General features: G+C 69.7%; 14 protein-coding genes and 3 tRNA genes. 15 read left to right on the top strand and 2 right to left on the bottom strand.

Annotated elements, in window-relative coordinates; genetic code table 11:
- Positions 1-112 precede the first annotated feature (112 nt).
- Together QQM67_RS26360 and QQM67_RS26355 are read left to right on the top strand one after the other, a co-directional pair.
- Positions 113-1,747 carry an acyl-CoA carboxylase subunit beta gene (locus tag QQM67_RS26360; protein ID WP_314177143.1) on the top strand — a complete coding sequence of 545 codons (1,635 nt, stop codon included), beginning with the start codon at positions 113-115 and terminating at the stop codon, positions 1,745-1,747.
- 15 nt (positions 1,748-1,762) lie between these two features.
- On the top strand, positions 1,763-2,011 hold the full coding sequence (locus tag QQM67_RS26355; protein ID WP_314177142.1) for an acyl-CoA carboxylase epsilon subunit: 249 nt from the start codon (positions 1,763-1,765) through the stop codon (positions 2,009-2,011).
- A gap of 113 nt (positions 2,012-2,124) precedes the next feature.
- Here QQM67_RS26355 and QQM67_RS26350 read toward each other — a convergent pair whose 3' ends face one another.
- Positions 2,125-2,307 (bottom strand): hypothetical protein, encoded by a 183-nt coding sequence (locus QQM67_RS26350; protein ID WP_314177140.1) that lies wholly within the window; start codon positions 2,305-2,307, stop codon positions 2,125-2,127.
- A gap of 551 nt (positions 2,308-2,858) precedes the next feature.
- Here QQM67_RS26350 and QQM67_RS26345 point away from each other — a divergent pair.
- The 8 genes from QQM67_RS26345 to QQM67_RS26310 all read left to right on the top strand — a co-directional run bounded on the left by QQM67_RS26345 (position 2,859) and on the right by QQM67_RS26310 (position 13,328).
- Positions 2,859-6,440, top strand: coding sequence for a nitrate- and nitrite sensing domain-containing protein (locus tag QQM67_RS26345; protein WP_314177138.1), 3,582 nt, complete (start codon positions 2,859-2,861; stop codon positions 6,438-6,440).
- 9 nt (positions 6,441-6,449) lie between these two features.
- On the top strand, positions 6,450-6,863 hold the full coding sequence (locus QQM67_RS26340) for a roadblock/LC7 domain-containing protein (RefSeq protein ID WP_028435354.1): 414 nt from the start codon (positions 6,450-6,452) through the stop codon (positions 6,861-6,863).
- 74 nt (positions 6,864-6,937) lie between these two features.
- Complete coding sequence (locus QQM67_RS26335; RefSeq protein ID WP_028435355.1) at positions 6,938-7,348, top strand: DUF742 domain-containing protein; 411 nt, start codon at positions 6,938-6,940, stop codon at positions 7,346-7,348.
- Positions 7,329-7,949, top strand: coding sequence for an ATP/GTP-binding protein (locus tag QQM67_RS26330; protein ID WP_399067649.1), 621 nt, complete (start codon positions 7,329-7,331; stop codon positions 7,947-7,949). The genes QQM67_RS26335 and QQM67_RS26330 overlap by 20 nt, the downstream gene beginning before the upstream one ends.
- A gap of 384 nt (positions 7,950-8,333) precedes the next feature.
- On the top strand, positions 8,334-11,525 hold the full coding sequence (locus tag QQM67_RS26325) for a sensor histidine kinase (protein WP_314177136.1): 3,192 nt from the start codon (positions 8,334-8,336) through the stop codon (positions 11,523-11,525).
- Positions 11,526-11,535: 10 nt separating this feature from the next.
- On the top strand, positions 11,536-11,949 hold the full coding sequence (locus QQM67_RS26320; protein WP_037975732.1) for a roadblock/LC7 domain-containing protein: 414 nt from the start codon (positions 11,536-11,538) through the stop codon (positions 11,947-11,949).
- A 136-nt stretch (positions 11,950-12,085) separates the two neighbouring features.
- Positions 12,086-12,763 carry a DUF742 domain-containing protein gene (locus QQM67_RS26315; RefSeq protein ID WP_314177134.1) on the top strand — a complete coding sequence of 226 codons (678 nt, stop codon included), beginning with the start codon at positions 12,086-12,088 and terminating at the stop codon, positions 12,761-12,763.
- The gene (locus QQM67_RS26310) at positions 12,744-13,328 is read left to right on the top strand and encodes a GTP-binding protein (protein ID WP_028435360.1); all 585 of its coding nucleotides are present in this window, start codon (positions 12,744-12,746) and stop codon (positions 13,326-13,328) included. Before QQM67_RS26315 ends, QQM67_RS26310 begins: the two co-directional genes overlap by 20 nt.
- Before the next feature lie 202 nt (positions 13,329-13,530).
- On the opposite strand, the gene QQM67_RS26305 is transcribed toward QQM67_RS26310, so the two are convergent.
- A complete protein-coding gene (locus QQM67_RS26305; RefSeq protein ID WP_314177132.1) occupies positions 13,531-14,091 on the bottom strand; it encodes a DUF1648 domain-containing protein in 561 nt (186 codons plus the stop codon).
- A 296-nt stretch (positions 14,092-14,387) separates the two neighbouring features.
- Here QQM67_RS26305 and QQM67_RS26300 point away from each other — a divergent pair, with 296 nt between their 5' ends.
- From QQM67_RS26300 to QQM67_RS26280, 5 genes are all read left to right on the top strand, one after another.
- A complete protein-coding gene (locus QQM67_RS26300; RefSeq protein WP_314177130.1) occupies positions 14,388-15,170 on the top strand; it encodes a fumarylacetoacetate hydrolase family protein in 783 nt (260 codons plus the stop codon).
- On the top strand, positions 15,163-16,731 hold the full coding sequence (gene gltX / locus QQM67_RS26295) for a glutamate--tRNA ligase (protein ID WP_314177129.1): 1,569 nt from the start codon (positions 15,163-15,165) through the stop codon (positions 16,729-16,731). The genes QQM67_RS26300 and gltX overlap by 8 nt, the downstream gene beginning before the upstream one ends.
- A 216-nt stretch (positions 16,732-16,947) precedes the next feature.
- Positions 16,948-17,019 (top strand) — tRNA-Gln (locus tag QQM67_RS26290).
- A gap of 61 nt (positions 17,020-17,080) precedes the next feature.
- Positions 17,081-17,153, top strand: a tRNA-Glu gene (locus tag QQM67_RS26285).
- A gap of 29 nt (positions 17,154-17,182) precedes the next feature.
- Positions 17,183-17,255, top strand: a tRNA-Glu gene (locus QQM67_RS26280).
- Positions 17,256-17,376 lie beyond the last annotated feature (121 nt).

Here is a 17,376-nt window from a genome sequence, read left to right as displayed (position 1 = left end):
GCCCCGAGGCCGTGCTCCGGCGCCGTTCTGTCCAGCGCGACCATGAATCGAGCCCGGACACTGTTTGGATCTGACGAGGATGAATCGCCCTGCGGTTTCGTAGGGTCTATACATGACCGATGAGACCCAGCCGTCGCGGCAGGCGCAGCAGACCACGGACACCGTGGCCGCGCCCGGCGCCGCAGGCCCCGGGGCGCAGGACGCGCACGGGCGTGTGGCGGAGTTGCGTGCTCTGCGGCAGCGCGCCCTGCGGGGTCCTAGTGAGCGGGCGACGCAGGCTCAGCATGCGAAGGGGAAGCTGACTGTCCGGGAGCGGATCGATCTGCTGCTGGATGAGGGTAGTTTCCGTGAGGTGGAGCCGTTGCGGCGGCATCGTGCCACGGGTTTCGGGCTGGAGGAGAAGAAGCCGTATACCGATGGTGTGGTGACGGGGTGGGGGTTGGTGCATGGGCGGACGGTGTTCGTCTATGCGCACGATTTCCGTATCTTCGGCGGTGCGTTGGGGGAGGCGCATGCCACGAAGATCCACAAGATCATGGATATGGCGATCTCGGCGGGTGCGCCGCTGATCTCGCTGAATGACGGTGCGGGGGCGCGTATCCAGGAGGGTGTTGCGGCGCTGGCGGGGTATGGGGGGATCTTTCAGCGCAACACCCGTGCGTCGGGGGTGATTCCGCAGATCTCGGTGATGCTCGGCCCGTGTGCGGGCGGTGCGGCCTACTCGCCGGCGCTGACGGACTTCGTGTTCATGGTGCGGGAGACCTCGCAGATGTTCATCACCGGTCCGGATGTGGTGCAGGCGGTGACCGGGGCGCAGGTCTCGCAGAACGGTCTGGGCGGCGCGGATGTGCACGCGGCGACCTCGGGTGTGGCGCACTTCGCCTACGACGATGAGGCGTCGTGTCTGGAAGAGGTGCGGTATCTGCTGTCGATGCTGCCGGGCAACAACCGGGAGAACCCGCCGGCCGAGGAGTGCACCGACCCGGTGGAGCGGCGCAGCGAGGTGCTGCTGGATCTGGTGCCGGCGGATGGTAACCGGCCGTATGACATGCGCAGGGTGATCGAGGAACTCGTCGATGACGGGGATGTGCTGGAGATCCATGAGCGGTGGGCGACGAATCTGATCGTGTGTCTGGCGCGGATGGACGGTCAGGTGGTGGGCGTCATCGCGAACCAGCCGCAGTCGCTGGCGGGGGTGCTGGACATCGAGGCGTCGGAGAAGGGCGCTCGGTTTGTGCAGATGTGCGATGCGTTCAACATTCCTCTGGTGACGCTGCTGGATGTGCCGGGGTTCCTGCCGGGGGTGGACCAGGAGCACGGGGGGATCATCCGGCACGGGGCGAAGCTGCTGTATGCGTACTGCAATGCGACGGTGCCGCGGATCTCGGTGGTGCTGCGCAAGGCGTATGGCGGTGCGTACATCGTGATGGACTCGCAGTCCATCGGTGCTGATCTGACCTACGCGTGGCCGACGAACGAGATCGCGGTGATGGGTGCGGAGGGCGCGGCGAATGTGATCTTCCGGCGGGAGATCGCGGGTGCGGATGATCCGGAGGCGATGCGGGCCCGGATGGTCAAGGAGTACAAGGCCGAGTTGATGCACCCCTACTACGCGGCCGAACGCGGCCTCGTCGACGACGTCATCGACCCGGCCGAGACCCGCGAAGTCCTCATCCGCTCCCTGCAGATGCTCCGCACCAAACACGCCGACCTGCCCTCACGCAAACACGGAAACCCCCCTCAGTAAGGGATGAAGACTTCGATGAACCCGACCGACACTGTGACCCGTACGGCGACCGACGCAGCGGGCAGCCGCCTCGTCCGCGTGGAGAAGGGCGAGGCCAGCGAGGAGGAACTCGCCGCGGTCACGGCCCTGTTGCTCGCCCGCGCCGCGGCCTCGGCCCGGCACGCCCAGATCCCGGCCTCCCGCAAGAAGGCCGTCGGCAAGGCGGGCTGGCGGCGGCTGGAGCGCGCACGCGGCTTCAGGGCCCCGCACAGCTGGCAGGGCTGAACTCACGGGCCCAGGACGCGGAAAGAACACAAGAAAGCGGAAAGAACGAAGGGCGGCCTCCCGGTGCGGATTCACGGGAGGCCGCCCTGCTGCGTGGTCGGCGCCGACGCGCGTCAGCCGGCGGGTGCGTCCTCGAGCACGGTGCGCTCGGGATTCGCGGTCTGCGGGGGAAGGCCGTCGAGGCTCTCGGCCTCTTCGGCGACGGCCCTCGTGGTCAGCTCGTCCGCGTCCTGCACATCGGCAAGGGTGGTCCGGCGCGGGTTGGCTGTATTGCGCATGATAAGGGTGGTCTTCACGCTCGACCGCACCTCGCACTTTCCAATTGGCTTGTCGTTCCGCAGTGTTCTGTAAACAAGGCTAGGGCGCCTTTTACTTCCGGTCGGTGACACGGGCAACGCGGAGCGTGTGAGTTTCCTCACCGGAGCGCGGGCAAAAGGGACTTACGTGATGAGCGTCGGTGAGGGCCGAAGCGGACATCGGGGCCAGATGTGAAGTACCGTCTCCGCGCCTGATACTGCTGGGGTGTGAGAGGCCGACGCACCGCGGCGGAAAAGTCCGGAATCTCGGGAAGTGTTCAGCACAGCACGTGACGGAATATCGGCAGAGCGTCACATGCTCTCCCGGGTTTTCCACAGGCCTTGTTGGAGATCCGGCACTGTGCTGGAATTCCACGGACCGCTGCGGGAAACAAGCCGGCGCGCAGGGGCGCAGAGCAGCGCCGCGCGGCGGTCATGGGGACGCGCGCCGGTCAGTTCACGACCGCCCGGGGGGCCTTGGGACCCCCAAGACTCGATACCGTCCCGCCGTCCCAAGCGGAGGGGCGCCTGGTCCAGAGGTTGCGACGCTAGTGCAGGGACGTTTCAAGAGGGATGGCAGCGCTGCGGGGGATCCGGAGCCGCGCGGAATGACGGACCGCGGATCCACACCCCAGCGCGCCCAGCAGAGCGGCCCCACGGCCGCCGTGCATGAAGAGGACGGCGCGGCGACGAACCGTCCTGCCGCCAAGAGCGCTGACAAGAGCGCCGAGCAGCGGCTCAGGACGCCTCCTGGGCCGGGCTCGCGTGCCGCCCTGCGCAACTGGCGGATCAGTACGCGCCTTGTCTCGCTGCTCGCCCTGCCGGTGGTCGCGGCAACGACCCTGGGTGCCCTGCGAATTCAGGACTCCCTGGGCAAGGTCGACCAGCTCGACAACATGAAGCTGCTCACGGAGATGACCGAGCAGGCGACCGAACTCGCCTCGGCGCTCCAGGAGGAGCGCGACCGCTCGGCCGGCCCGCTGACCGCCACCGGGGACTCCAAGGACGACACCGTCGTCGGCCCGCGCGAGAAGACGGACCAGTCCTTCCAGGCGTTCAAGGAAGCCACGGCGGACATCGACGGCAGCGACAGGGTGATGGCGGGCGTCCAGTCCACCGTTCTCGACATCACCCGCCAGCTGACCGCGATCAAGAACATCCGCGAGCGGGCGTACGACAACCCCTCGTCGGTCTCGCAGACGGTCAACAGCTACAACCAGCTGATCGATTCGCTGCTCTCCCTGTCCCAGGACATGGCGCAGGCGACGAACAACTCCGAGATGATCCAGAGCACGCGCGCCCTGGCGTCGTTCTCAACGGCCAAGGAGTACGCGTCGATCCAGCGCGCCATCATCTCCGCCGGGCTCGCGCGCAAGGGCGGCCCCGAGCTCTCCGAGAGCGACAGGCTCTACGCCAAGACGGCCGCCGAGAGCGAGAGCGCCTCCCTCGGCAGCTTCAACCAGATCTACGGCGAGGAGAGCGCCTCCGACCTGACGAAGCCGCTCGACGGCGGCGTCGTCAACATCACGCTGGCCGACAAGTACCGCGACCGCGTGCTGAACAACCAGGACGGCATCAAGAGCGAGAACCGCTCGTACCCCGACTGGTACGACCAGGACCGCTCCAAGATCGACGAGATGGGGAAGATCGAGTCGACGCTGCTCTCGCAGATGGAGCAGCAGGCGCGCGAACTGCGCTCCGACGCGCAGCGCGAGGCGTTCATCAACGGCGCCGTCATCCTCCTCGTCCTCGGCATCTCCCTCGTCGGCGCCTTCGTCGTGGCCCGCTCGATGGTCCGCTCGCTGCGGCGCCTCCAGGACACCGCTCAGGACGTCGCCCGCAAGCGGCTGCCCGAGCTGGTCCGCCAGATGTCCGAGTCCGAGCCGCAGGACGTCGACACCTCCGTCGAGTCCGTCGGCGTCCACAGCCGCGACGAGATCGGCAAGGTGGCCTCCGCGTTCGACGACGTCCACCGCGAGGCCGTCCGGCTCGCCGGTGAACAGGCCCTGCTGCGGGGCAACGTCAACGCGATGTTCACCAACCTCTCCCGGCGCAGCCAGGGCCTCATCCAGCGTCAGCTCTCGCTCATCTCCGAGCTGGAGTCCCGCGAGGCCGATCCGGACCAGCTGTCCTCGCTCTTCAAGCTGGACCACCTCGCGACCCGCATGCGCCGCAACGGCGAGAACCTCCTCGTCCTCGCGGGCGAGGAGCCGGGCCGCCGCTGGACCAGGCCCGTCCCGCTCGTGGACGTGCTGCGCGCCGCGGCCTCCGAGGTCGAGCAGTACGAGCGCATCGAGCTGAACTCCGTGCCGGCCACCGAGGTCGCGGGCCGCGTCGTCAACGACCTCGTGCACCTGCTGGCCGAGCTGCTGGAGAACGCCACGTCCTTCTCCTCGCCGCAGACGAAGGTCAAGGTCACCGGCCACGCCCTGCCCGACGGCCGGGTGCTGGTCGAGATCCACGACACCGGCATCGGCCTCTCGCCCGAGGACCTCTCGGCGATCAACGAGCGGCTGGCCAGCCCCCCGACGGTCGACGTGTCGGTCTCGCGCCGCATGGGCCTGTTCGTGGTCGGCCGCCTCTCGCTGCGGCACGGCATCCGCATCCAGCTTCGTCCGTCCGACTCCGGCGGCACGACCGCCCTGGTCATGCTGCCCGTCGACGTCGCACAGGGCGGCGCGCAGGGCGCGGGCGGCAAGGGCAAGCCCGCCGCGGCGGGCGGCGGCGGTGGCGTTCCCAAGGGCGCCGGTCTCGCCGCCGCGCTTCAGCGCGGGCCGGGCGCCGGCCCCGGCGGAAGCGGCCAGGCCAAGCTGGGCGGCGCCCCGCCCCGTCAGGTGGGCGGCGGCGAGTCCCGTCCCGCACTGCCCGGTTCGGACGTCCCCGTGGGTGCCGGTTCGGGCCAGGGCGACGGCGGAGCACCGACCACCAACCTCTTCGGCGACAGCGGCCAGGGCCGGGGTCCGGACCGGCAGGGTCCGGGCGCGGGCCCCGCGAACCGCGGGATGCCGCCGCTGCCGCAGCGGACCGGGCCCGCGGGCGCCCTCCCGGGCGGCGAGGGCGGCCCGGGCACGGGCGAGTTCGAGCGGCCCGGCGGCGGCTGGGGTGACTCCTGGGAGCGCGAGAGCCAGTCGACCGGCGAGTACGCGATGCCCCAGTCCCCCTCTGACACGGGCGAGTTCCAGCGTCCGCAGTCGCCCTCCGAGACGGGTCAGTTCGCGCGTCCTCAGTCGGGCTCGGACACCGGAGAGTTCGCGCGTCCCCAATCGGGCTCCGACACGGGCGAGTTCGAGCGTCCGGAGCCCGGCGGGCCGAGCGACACCTCGCAGTTCACGCGCCCCGACGAGTGGGCGCAGCCGCGTCCGAGCTGGGCGACGGCCTCCGGCCCCGCCGAGGACGGCCCCCGCGGTCACGACGAGTCCGAGTCCAACGACACCGGCGAGTTCGCCCGCCCCGGCTACACCGGAGCGTCCAGCGGAGGCCAGGGAGCCGCACCCGGACGCGAGCAGAGCGAGCAGACGCAAGGCGGCCAAGAGCCCTCGTACGACCCGGACTTCGGCATACCGTCCGGTCCGCCGGCCGCGGCCGACGCCCCGACGCCGATCTTCGAGTCGATCGAGTCGAACTGGTTCCGGGCCGCCTCCTCGGCGCCTCCGCCGCCTCCCGCCCAGCGGGAGTCCTACGAGTCCGCGCCGGAGCGGTCCTCGTCCCACGCCCCCACCCCGCGGCCAGGGCAGCCGGCCTCGGCCGTGCCGCCGATGCCGCAGCGGCACGCCCGTCCGTCCTCGGACGGGGTCTCGGCGAACCACTCCACCGGGGCTCAGCACGGCGCCGACACCGGCGCCCACTGGGGGGCCTCGCCCAACGACGAGCGCTGGCGCCGAGCGGAGCAGGTGCGCCAGCCCGCCGCGGGCGGAGTGACCACCTCCGGTCTGCCGCGCCGCGTGCCCCGCGCCAACCTCGTCGCGGGCACGGCACAGCAGCAGTCCTCCGCACAAGCAGGACCGCAGGTCTCTCGTGCACCCGATGACGTCCGCGGCAGGCTGACGAACCTCCGCCGCGGCATCCAGCAGGGCCGACAAGCCGGTACCACCAACGGCCGCGGCATAGGCCCCCATTACCAGCAGGAGCGTTAGTTGAGTCCGATGAGCCAGGCGGCGCAGAATCTGAACTGGTTGATCACCAACTTCGTGGACAACACCCCAGGTGTGTCGCACACGGTGGTGGTCTCCGCGGACGGCCTCCTTCTGGCCATGTCCGAGGGCTTCCCGCGCGACCGCGCCGACCAGCTGGCGGCGGTCGCGTCCGGGCTGACCTCACTGACTGCCGGTGCCTCCCGGATCTTCGAGGGAGGCCCCGTCAACCAGACGGTGGTGGAGATGGAGCGCGGCTTCCTCTTCATCATGTCCATCTCCGACGGCTCTTCACTGGCCGTCCTCGCCCATCCGGAGGCTGACATCGGTCTCATCGGATACGAGATGGCGCTACTGGTAGACCGCGCAGGAACCGTCCTCACCCCTGACGTGCGCGCTGAACTTCAGGGGAGCATCCTCAACTGACCTGAAAGCTCCCCCTACATGAGCCACCTCAGTCCGTTACCCGACCCCGACCTCATGCCTCGCCCGGAGGAGCCATGACCCCGCCAGCCTCGCCCGGCCCGTACGGTGCCCCATACCAGCACGCACCGTACGGAGGTGAGGGCGACCAGCCGCTGGTGCGCCCTTATGCGATGACGGGTGGCCGTACCAGGCCGCGGTACCAGCTCGCCATCGAAGCGCTGGTGAGCACGAGCGCGGACCCGGTACAGCTTCAGGGTCTGCTCCCGGAGCACCAGCGCATCTGCCATCTGTGCCGGGAGGTCAAGTCGGTCGCGGAGGTCTCCGCCCTGCTCGCGATACCGCTGGGTGTGGCCCGGATCCTGGTCGCCGATCTCGCCGAGGCCGGAATGGTGGCCATCCACCAGCCCGGCGGCGGCTCCGAGCCCGGCGGCGCGCCAGATGTGACGTTGCTCGAAAGGGTGCTCAGTGGACTTCGCAAGCTCTAGCCCGCAGACGGGCCAGATGGTGGGTTACGGAGCCGGAGCCCCTGCCCCCGGCCGTGCGACGACGTCCGCGAAGATCGTCGTGGCCGGCGGATTCGGCGTGGGCAAGACGACCTTCGTCGGTGCGGTCTCCGAGATCAATCCGCTCCGTACGGAAGCGGTCATGACGTCCGCGTCCGCCGGCATCGACGATCTGACCCACACAGGTGGCAAGACCACCACGACGGTGGCCATGGACTTCGGCCGCATCACGCTCGACGACGACCTGATCCTCTACCTCTTCGGCACGCCCGGGCAGGATCGTTTCTGGTTCATGTGGGACGACTTGGTGCGCGGCGCGATCGGCGCGGTGGTCCTCGTCGACACCCGCCGCCTGGCGGACTGCTTCCCGGCGGTGGACTACTTCGAGAACTCGGGCCTGCCGTTCATCATCGCGCTGAACGGCTTCGACGGGCACCAGCCCTACACGCCCGAAGAGGTTCGCGAGGCCCTGCAGATCGGGCCGGACGCCCCCATCATCGTCACGGACGCGAGGCACCGCGCCGAGGCGAAGAGTGCCCTCATCACGCTGGTCGAGCACGCCCTGCTCGCCCGGCTGAAGTGAGCGCGAGGGCCAACTAAGCGCTCTCCGGGACGAGTTGACGGCACAGCCGGGCAGGAGTCCCTCTGCCCGGCTGTGTTGGCTGTGTTCTTCCCCGCAACCGCTCCTTCAGGTTCATAACGTTTCGACAGTGAATTACGTCGCCGTGAACACGGCTGGCGAGCAAAAGGCTTCACTCTGCTCACAAAATCGGACCCCTTTGCCCCCATTGCCCTCGTATGCCCGCTTTCGCAGGCCTGTGGGGGGCTGGTACGGGCCTCCGCGAAGTGTTTGTTGGACGCCGCCCTGACGTGCTGAAATGCGTCGAACTCATCAGTAGTGAGTTGGCACGTCGCCGACCCATGGACGTCGGATACGGACACCGAGGGTCAAGAGGTGAGGAGTCGCGTGAGGCGAAGCAAGACGGGCGCTGCGACAGAGGCCCGGGGGGAGTCGAGGGGCAACTTCACCCCGCCGTCGCGGGTTTCGGTGACCTCCGACCTGCCCGACGGCGCCGGTGGTTCGAGCAGCCGCCTGGCCGTGCGCAACTGGCGTGTGCGGACGCGGCTCTACGCCATCCTCCTCATACCCGTACTCGTCGGACTCGTCTTCGGCGGCTTCCGCGTGAACGACTCGATCAGCACCTGGAACGAGGCCGAGGACGCCCAGCGCACCGCCGAACTCGTGCGCGCCGCGGCGACTTACGGCAACGCCCTCATCGACGAGCGCGACCGAACCGCTGCACCCTTGCTCGCGGGGCGGCGTAACGATCCGGCAGTCGACCGCGCCCGAACCGTCACCGACCGCGCCAAGAAGGACTTCGACCGCGCCGCGTCCGCCATGCCGGACAAGCCCGGACTCGAGCGGCGCCTCGCCCTCTTCCGCAAGGTGGAGCCCAAGCTGGGCCCGCTGCGCGCGGCCGCCTACAGCAAGCGCCTCGGCGGGGTGGAGACCGAGGAGCGCTACGTCGGCGTCCAGCACCCGCTGATGGAGTTCGCCAACGAACTCGGCTTCGGCACGGGCAACATCACCTCCTACGGCCGCACCGTCTACTCCGTGTCGCTGGGCAAGGCCGCCCAGTCCCTGGAGCGGTCCATCGGCATGCATCTTCTCGTACGGCCCGGCCCGTCCAAGTCGGACACCAAGCGCCAGCACACCGGCCTGACCTCCTACGCCTACCTGGAGCGCATCGCGCTGGAGGAGTACGTCGGCGGCGGCCGTCCCGAAGACGTGACGCTGCTGAAGCAGGAGGTCGCCAAGGCCCAGGCGAAGGGCAAGGAGGCCCAGGCCAAGGCGGAGGCCAAGGCGACCGCCGCGGGCAAGGACTTCGTCCCCCCGCCGACGACCGAGAAGGCGATCCCCCTCATCGTCTCGGGAGCCCCCAAGCAGGCCCTGGCGGCGAAGGGCATCACGCCGGAGAGCTGGTTCGCCACCACCACCGGCACGTTCGACGCCTACCGCGCCGTGGAGAAGGAGCTCACCGAGCGCGCCGTCGACGAGACCGCGCAGATCTCGGACGACGCCGCCCGCGACGCCCTGATCAACGGGCTCATCGTCCTGGTGGCGCTGCTGATCGCGTTCTTCCTCGCGGGCATGATGGCCCGCTCCATGAGCCGCAGCATGGCCGGCCTGCGCAACGCGGCGTTCGACATCGCCGAGCAGCGGCTGCCGATGCTCGTCGACCAGCTCTCCCGTACGGACCCGGGCCGCGTCGACACCCGCGTCGCGCGAATACCGATCGACAGCACCGACGAGATCGGTGAAGTGGCCCGCGCCTTCGACCAGGTGCACCGCGAGGCCGTACGTCTCGCGGCCGAGCAGGCGCTGCTGCGCGGCAACGTCAACGCGATCTTCACGAACCTCTCCAGCCGCAATCAGGGCCTCATCGAGCGCCAACTCGGCCTGATCTCCGACCTGGAGAACAACGAGGCCGACCCGGACCAGCTGGAGAGCCTCTTCCGTCTGGACCACCTCGCGACCCGCATGCGCCGCAACGGCGAGAACCTCCTCGTGCTCGCCGGCGAGGAGCCGGGCCGCAGCTGGAACGAGCCGGTGCCGCTCGTGGACATCCTGCGCGCCGCGTCCTCCGAGGTGGAGCACTACGAGCGCATCGACCTCTCCGGCATCCCCGAGACCGACATCCACGGCCAGGTCGTCAACGACCTCGTGCATCTGCTGGCCGAGCTGCTGGAGAACGCCACGTCCTTCTCCTCGCCGCAGACCAAGGTCGACGTCACCGCCACGCGGCTCCCGGACGACCGCATCGTGATCGAGATCCACGACAAGGGCGTCGGGCTGACGGCTGAGGACTTCGCGGACATCAACCACAAGCTGGCCAACCCGCCGGTCGTGGACGCCGCCCTCGCGCGCCGCATGGGCCTGTTCGTCGTCGGGCGCCTCGCCGACCGCCACGGCATCCGCGTACAACTGCGGCCCTCCGGCGAGCAGGTGGGCACGACGTGCCTGGTGATGCTCCCCGAGGGGATCACGCGCGGAGGCGGCGGCGAGGAAGAGGGCTACGAGGACTTCACCGTCTCCCGGATCATGCCGGAGGCCCCGGGGCCTCCCGCGCCGCCGGTGGCGCCCGGGCCCGCGCAGTACGGGCGCGGCCTGCCGCCGTCCCGCGCCGCGGGCGAACTCGGCTTCGGCGAGGGAGGATACGAGGTTCCCGACGACCTCTCCTCGCTCGGCCCCCTCGACCCGGTCGGCCGCGCGCAGCTGCGGGACGAGCGCCGCGAGGCGATGGAGTCCCGGCAGAACCGTGGCGAGAGCGAGTACGAGCAGAGCGAGTACGAGCAGGAGCAACAGCAAAGGGAGCCGCAGCCGCAGCAGTTCCGCGAACAGCCGCTGGAACTGGAGCCGGAGGCGCCGTGGCAGCCGGAGGAGGAATGGCGGCAGCGGCAGAGCCGGTTCCCGCAGCCGGAGCCCGCGGAGCCCCCCGAGGTGCAGGAACAGCGGCGTGAGCAGGAGCGGCTGCGGCGCGACCCCGGCATCCCTCCGCGGCCGCAGTCCCCGTACGAGCAGCAGCAGCCGCAGCGCGACTCCCAACTGCCCCACCAGCCAGACCAGTTGCCGTACTACGGTGCAGGCCACGCCTCGCAGGAGGCCCAACCGGAATCCGGTACGGGCGTTCACGAGAGTGGCGGTGACCGCGTAGGCTTCGACCGTCCGGGCCCCACCCCGAGCAGTTATCGCACCACAACCGGCGCAGGCCTGCCGCGCCGGGAAGCGGGGCGGTCACGGCAAGAGGGAGGTCCGGAGGAGCAACACCAGCAGCACCAGCCTCAAACGGAACCTTCCGAGGATTGGCGTAGCGCCAACGACGAGCGCTGGAGCCGGGCAGGCCGGCTGCGTGACCCGCAGTCCAGTGGTCTCACTCCATCCGGCCTTCCCCGGCGGGTGCCCAGGGCCAACCTGGTCGCGGGCACCGCCGAAGCGAACCCGCAGGGAGGCCCCATGGTCTCCCGCGCACCCGAGGACGTCCGTGGCAGGCTGAGCAACCTCCACCGCGGCGTACGCCGAGGGCGCGACGCGGGTGACGCCCCCCAGAATGACCGACAGGGCTACGGCCCCGGCAGCACCTACGATCAGGAGCGTTAGTGTGAGCCCGATGAGCCAGGCGGCGCAGAACCTGAACTGGTTGATCACCAACTTCGTGGACAGCACCCCCGGTGTGTCCCACACAGTGGTGGTCTCCGCGGACGGACTTCTGCTCGCGATGTCCGAGGGCTTCCCGCGCGACCGCGCCGACCAGTTGGCGGCCGTCGCGTCCGGGCTGACCTCACTCACCGCCGGAGCCTCCCGCATCTTCGAGGGCGGCAGCGTGAACCAGACGGTTGTGGAGATGGAGCGAGGATTTCTCTTCATCATGTCCATCTCCGACGGTTCGGCACTCGCGGTTCTCGCACATCCCGAGGCCGATATCGGACTCGTCGGCTACGAAATGGCACTTCTCGTCGATCGCGCGGGAACGGTCCTGACCCCGGATCTCCGCGCCGAACTGCAAGGAAGCCTGCTGAACTAGTTCTCAACCGGCAGACAGGCAGTGCGCGTTGCGCCCGAGCGCCATAAAGTGCGTTAGGTGCGGTGCCCGCTGAGCCGCTGCCGGAGCAGGACGGAACAATGTGTGGCCCGCACGTCCGTGAGTCGGAGGAGGAAACATGGCAATGCCCCCAGGCGGCCCGTCGTCGTACGGCAGCGGTCATGAGAACGGGCGCCCGAAGCGTTTCAACTTCCCCTCCACGCCCAGCAGGCATGCCGCCGGACAGCAGCACGGCCAGGACCCTCAGGGGGCCGCGCAGCCACCACAGCAGCAGCCACCGCCGCCGCCGCGCCGCCGGCAGCCCTCCCGCTACGACGAGGGGCTGTACGAGTCGTCGCGGTACGACCAGCAGTACGAGCGGCGCCAGTTCGACCAGGGACCTCCGCCCCGCATCCAGCCGGTACAGCCGCAGCCCCGCAAGGACCCCGCCCACCAGGGCGGCCGCCCGGAGCAGCAGCCGCTGGTGCGCCCGTATGCCATGACGGGTGGACGGACCCGTCCGCGGTACCAGCTCGCCATCGAGGCACTGGTGCACACCTCGGCCGAACCCGCCATGCTTCAGGGCCAGTTGCCCGAGCACCAGCGGATCTGCCGCCTGTGCTACGAGATCAAATCGGTAGCTGAGATCTCGGCACTTCTCACCATCCCGCTCGGCGTCGCCCGTATCCTCGTCGCCGACCTGGCCGAAGCTGGCCTCGTCGCCATCCACCAGCCTGGTGGCGACGACAGCAACTCCGACGGCCAGCCAGACGTGACACTGCTCGAAAGGGTGCTCAGTGGACTTCGGAAGCTCTAGCGGCGGCGCTGCTGCCCGTTCCACCACTTCCGCGAAGATCGTGGTTGCTGGCGGATTCGGTGTGGGCAAGACGACCTTCGTCGGTGCCGTGTCGGAGATCAATCCGCTGCGCACGGAAGCCGTGATGACTTCGGCGTCGGCAGGTATCGACGACCTGTCGCACACCGCCGACAAGACCACCACCACGGTGGCCATGGACTTCGGCCGCATCACCCTCGACCAGGACCTGATCCTCTACCTCTTCGGTACGCCGGGGCAGGACCGCTTCTGGTTCATGTGGGACGACCTGGTCCGCGGAGCGATCGGCGCCGTCGTGCTGGTCGACACGCGCCGCCTCGCGGACTGCTTCCCCGCGGTGGACTACTTCGAGAACTCCGGCCTCCCTTTCGTGATCGCGCTGAACGGCTTCGACGGGCACCAGCCCTACACGCCGGAGGAGGTCCGCGAGGCCCTCCAGATCGGGCCCGACGCCCCGATCATCACCACGGACGCGCGGCACCGCGCCGACGCGAAGAGCGCGCTGATCACCCTGGTCGAACACGCGCTGATGGCCCGCCTGCGCTAGGGCGCGGCCACGTGCCGGAGCAGAGAACGGCACACCGCTCGCGGGGAAGCCGGACCTGAGGGTGCGGCTTCTCGCCTTGTGGGGGCGGCAGTTGTACGGGTCCGCGCGAGCGCGCCGCTCACGCCGGCTCACGATCCGCGGTCATGTGGACCCATGCGGACGCGCCGTTCACGGGACGCTGCACGCGCTGCTCACGCGCTGCTCACGCGGTCCTCGCGGCCTTCTTCTCCGCCGCGTCCTGCCACCAGGCGACGGCCATCGGCACGAGGCCGAGGAGGAAGAGCTCCAGTGTGCCGGGCAGCAGCCACGCGGGGACCTCCGCCGTCTCCGGCGTACGCCACTGGATCCAGCACAACGGCAGAAGAGCCGCCCCGCACAAAGCGTTCATGATCAGCAGGGCCCTGGCCGTACGGCGGCCCGAGGCCGCGCTGGCGGGGCGGTTGGTCAGGGCGTTCGTGGCTCCCGGCCGGCGGCTCGCTGAGGCGGGCATCTCGTTCAGGGGCCTGATGTGGGTCGACAGGGCGGCGCAGCCGGCGAGCACCACCGTGATCCCGGCGTAGACGAAGACCGGGACGAAGGCGGCCCCGACGGACTTCGCCGTCCAGGCGTCGACGCGCTCCGGGCCGATGTGCTCGGGCACCCGGTCCGGCAGTTCCGGATACCGCAGCACGCCCCACACCGCCATGGCGCCCAGCAGCAACAGGCTCGGCGTCAGCCAGGACCACAGAGGCTCGCTCCGTCCGGCGGCGGCTCGGTTGCTCACGCTCTCTCCAATCAGGGTCGCCCCGGGGGCCGTTCACCTCGGCCTCAGGCGATTGTGCCCACGGTGCCGCACGCCATCCGCGCCACCGGCGGCACCGCAGGCGCCACCGGAGTCCGCCCTGCGCTGTCCCGTGCTGCCCTGTGCGTCCCTGAGCGCCCCGCGGCGCGTCCGGTGCCCCAGGGGACCCCGGCCGGAGCCCCGGCGGGGGAGTGGGGGCGGAGGCCCCGGGGAACCCCATCGCATACGCTGGGGCGTCGTCACCCCGTCCGGCCACATCCGAAGGGCACCCCGAACCCGTGCGCATCGCAAGATTCTCCCTCGACGGAAACGTCGCTTTCGGCGTCGTGGAAGGGGACGCGGAGACCGAAGGCGGCCCCGTCCTGGACATCATCAAGGGCCATCCCTTCGCGGAGTTCGAGCGTTCGGGGCAGAAGCTCCCCCTGAGCAAGGTGCGCCTGCTGCCGCCCGTGCTGCCCAACAAGGTCGTCGCGATCGGCCGCAACTACGCCGAGCACGCCAAGGAGATGGGCAACGAGGTGCCGGACGCACCGGTCGTCTTCTTCAAGCCGTCCACGTCCGTGTGCGGCCCGCACGACCCCGTCACCTATCCGTCCTTCTCCTCCGAGGTGCACTACGAGGCCGAACTGGCCGTCGTCATCGGCCGGTTGTGCAAGGACGTGCCGCGCGAGCGCGTCCACGACGTGATCCTCGGCTACACATGCGGCAACGACATCACCGCCCGCGACATCCAGCGCGCGGAGTCGCAGTGGGCCCGCGCCAAGGGCTTCGACACCTCGTGCCCCCTGGGACCTTGGGTCGAGACCGAGCTGGACGCCTCCGACCTCGGCGTGATGTGCACCGTCAACGGAGAGCAGCGCCAACTCGGCCGTACCAGCGAGATGGTCCGCTCGATCGAGGATCTGGTCGTCCACATCACCGAGGCCATGACGCTGCTGCCGGGCGACGTCATCCTCACCGGCACTCCGGCGGGCGTGGGCCCGCTCGGCATCGGCGACGAAGTCGCCGTCACCATCGAAGGCATCGGCACTCTCACCAACAAGGTGGTCAAGCGTGACTGACGCGACCGCGACCGCACCGCCGTCCACGGCCGTCACGAACGACGTCCGCGTACGGTTCTGTCCCTCACCGACGGGCAACCCCCACGTCGGCCTCGTCCGCACCGCCCTGTTCAACTGGGCGTTCGCCCGCCACCACGGCGGCACCCTCGTCTTCCGCATCGAGGACACCGACGCCGCGCGGGACACCGAGGAGTCGTACGAGCAGCTGCTGGACGCCATGCGCTGGCTCGGCCTCGACTGGGACGAGGGCCCCGCCGCGTTCGACGCCGCCTCCGGTGGCCCTGGGGGTACCGCCCGGGCCGCAGGCCCAGGGGGAGGCCCCCACGGCCCGTACCGCCAGTCGCAGCGCACCGAGATCTACGCCGACGTGGCGGCCAGGCTCCAGGAGCACGGCTTCGCCTACCCCTGCTACTGCACCGCCGAGGAGCTGGAGGTGCGCCGCGAGGCCGCCCGCAAGGCCGGCAGGCCCTCCGGGTACGACGGCAAGTGCCGCGACCTGAGCGAGGAGCAGATCGCCGCGTACGAGGCCGAGGGCCGTACGCATATCGTCCGCTTCCGCATGCCGGACGAGCCGATCACTTTCACCGATCTGGTGCGCGGAGACCTCACCTTCGCCCCGGAGAACGTCACGGACTACGGCATCGTCCGCGCCAACGGCTCCCCGCTCTACACGCTCGTCAACCCGGTCGACGACGCGCTGATGGAGATCACACACGTGCTGCGCGGCGAGGACCTGCTCTCCTCCACCCCGCGCCAGATCGCCCTGTACCGCGCGCTCGCGCAGCTCGGCGTCGGCAGCGGCACGACGCCCGTCTTCGGCCATCTCCCCTACGTGATGGGGGAGGGCAACAAGAAGCTCTCGAAGCGCGACCCGCAGGCGTCCCTCAACCTCTACCGCGAGCGCGGCTTCCTGCCGCAGGGCCTGCTCAACTACCTTGCGCTGCTGGGCTGGTCGATCGCCGAGGACCGCGACATCTTCTCCCTCGACGAGATGATCGCCTCGTTCGACATCGCGGACGTCAACGCCAACCCGGCGCGTTTCGACCTGAAGAAGTGCGAGGCCATCAACGCGACGCACCTGCGCGAACTCCCGCCCGCCGACTTCGTCTCGGCGTGCGAGCCGTGGCTGCGCGCCCCGTACGCGCCGTGGCGGCCGGAGGCCTTCGACCAGGCCGCGTTCGAGGAGCTGGCGCCGCTGGCACAGACCCGGCTGACCGTCCTGTCCGACATCACCGCGAACGTCGACTTCCTCTTCCTGGACGAGCCCGTCGAGGACGAGGCGTCCTGGACGAAGGCGATGAAGCCCGGCGCGGAGGACGTGCTGCGCACCGCCCGTACGAAGCTCGCCGACGCCGACTGGAAGGCCGAGGCGCTCAAGGAGGCGGTGCTGGCGGCGGGCGAGGAGCACGGCCTGAAGCTCGGCAAGGCCCAGGCGCCCGTCCGCGTCGCGGTCACGGGCCGCACCGTCGGCCTTCCGCTCTTCGAGTCCCTCGAACTCCTCGGCCGGGACCGTACGTTGGCGCGTGTGGACGCGGCACTGGCGAAGCTGGGGACGGCCTGACGGAGCCGTCGCCGGCTCTCTCTGCGCTCCTGCCGTGCTCCTGGCATGCCTTTCCGGGCCGGTTGCGGCCTCAGGGAACCCGTTTTGGAGCGCCGTCCGCGATCGGGTACTGTTCTTCCTGTCGCCGAACGGGACGGAGCTGCGAGGCCCGACCGGAAGGCGGTCACCCGGACAAGATCCCCGCTGATCAGTTCACAGCAGGGGGTTGCGTTTTGGTGGGCTATGGTGTAATTGGCAGCACGACTGATTCTGGTTCAGTTAGTCTAGGTTCGAGTCCTGGTAGCCCAGCGCGATCTTGAAATGCATCTCGGCAAGTGCGCTGTGTGTGCTGTCAGTTGACAAGATCGAGGCCCCCGTTGTGTAGCGGCCTAGCACGCCGCCCTCTCAAGGCGGTAGCGCCGGTTCGAATCCGGTCGGGGGTACGGGCCGGTGGCATCACCGGCAGGCTGGGGCCCCCGTTGTGTAGCGGCCTAGCACGCCGCCCTCTCAAGGCGGTAGCGCCGGTTCGAATCCGGTCGGGGGTACTCGATCGAAAGCCCTCGTGAGCTGCGGGGGCTTTTTCGCGTGCGGGGCGGATCGACGAGTCCGTTCCAACCCGGGCCGCGGCTCAGGGCGTTGGGGCCCGGCGCGCAGAGGTCTGCCCAG

It is taken from the genome of Streptomyces winkii (assembly GCF_032248595.1).
Taxonomy (GTDB): domain Bacteria; phylum Actinomycetota; class Actinomycetes; order Streptomycetales; family Streptomycetaceae; genus Streptomyces; species Streptomyces winkii.
This window is presented reverse-complemented; position numbering and strand designations above follow the sequence as displayed.

Bases quoted from the DNA above. Each gene is read 5' to 3' on its own strand.
- QQM67_RS26335 (WP_028435355.1), top strand. From the start codon at position 6,938: ATGACCCCGCCAGCCTCGCCCGGCCCGTACGGTGCCCCATACCAGCAC.
- QQM67_RS26315 (WP_314177134.1), top strand. From the start codon at position 12,086: ATGGCAATGCCCCCAGGCGGCCCGTCGTCGTACGGCAGCGGTCATGAG.
- QQM67_RS26355 (WP_314177142.1), top strand. From the start codon at position 1,763: ATGAACCCGACCGACACTGTGACCCGTACGGCGACCGACGCAGCGGGC.
- QQM67_RS26320 (WP_037975732.1), top strand. From the start codon at position 11,536: ATGAGCCAGGCGGCGCAGAACCTGAACTGGTTGATCACCAACTTCGTG.
- QQM67_RS26340 (WP_028435354.1), top strand. From the start codon at position 6,450: ATGAGCCAGGCGGCGCAGAATCTGAACTGGTTGATCACCAACTTCGTG.
- QQM67_RS26360 (WP_314177143.1), top strand. From the start codon at position 113: ATGACCGATGAGACCCAGCCGTCGCGGCAGGCGCAGCAGACCACGGAC.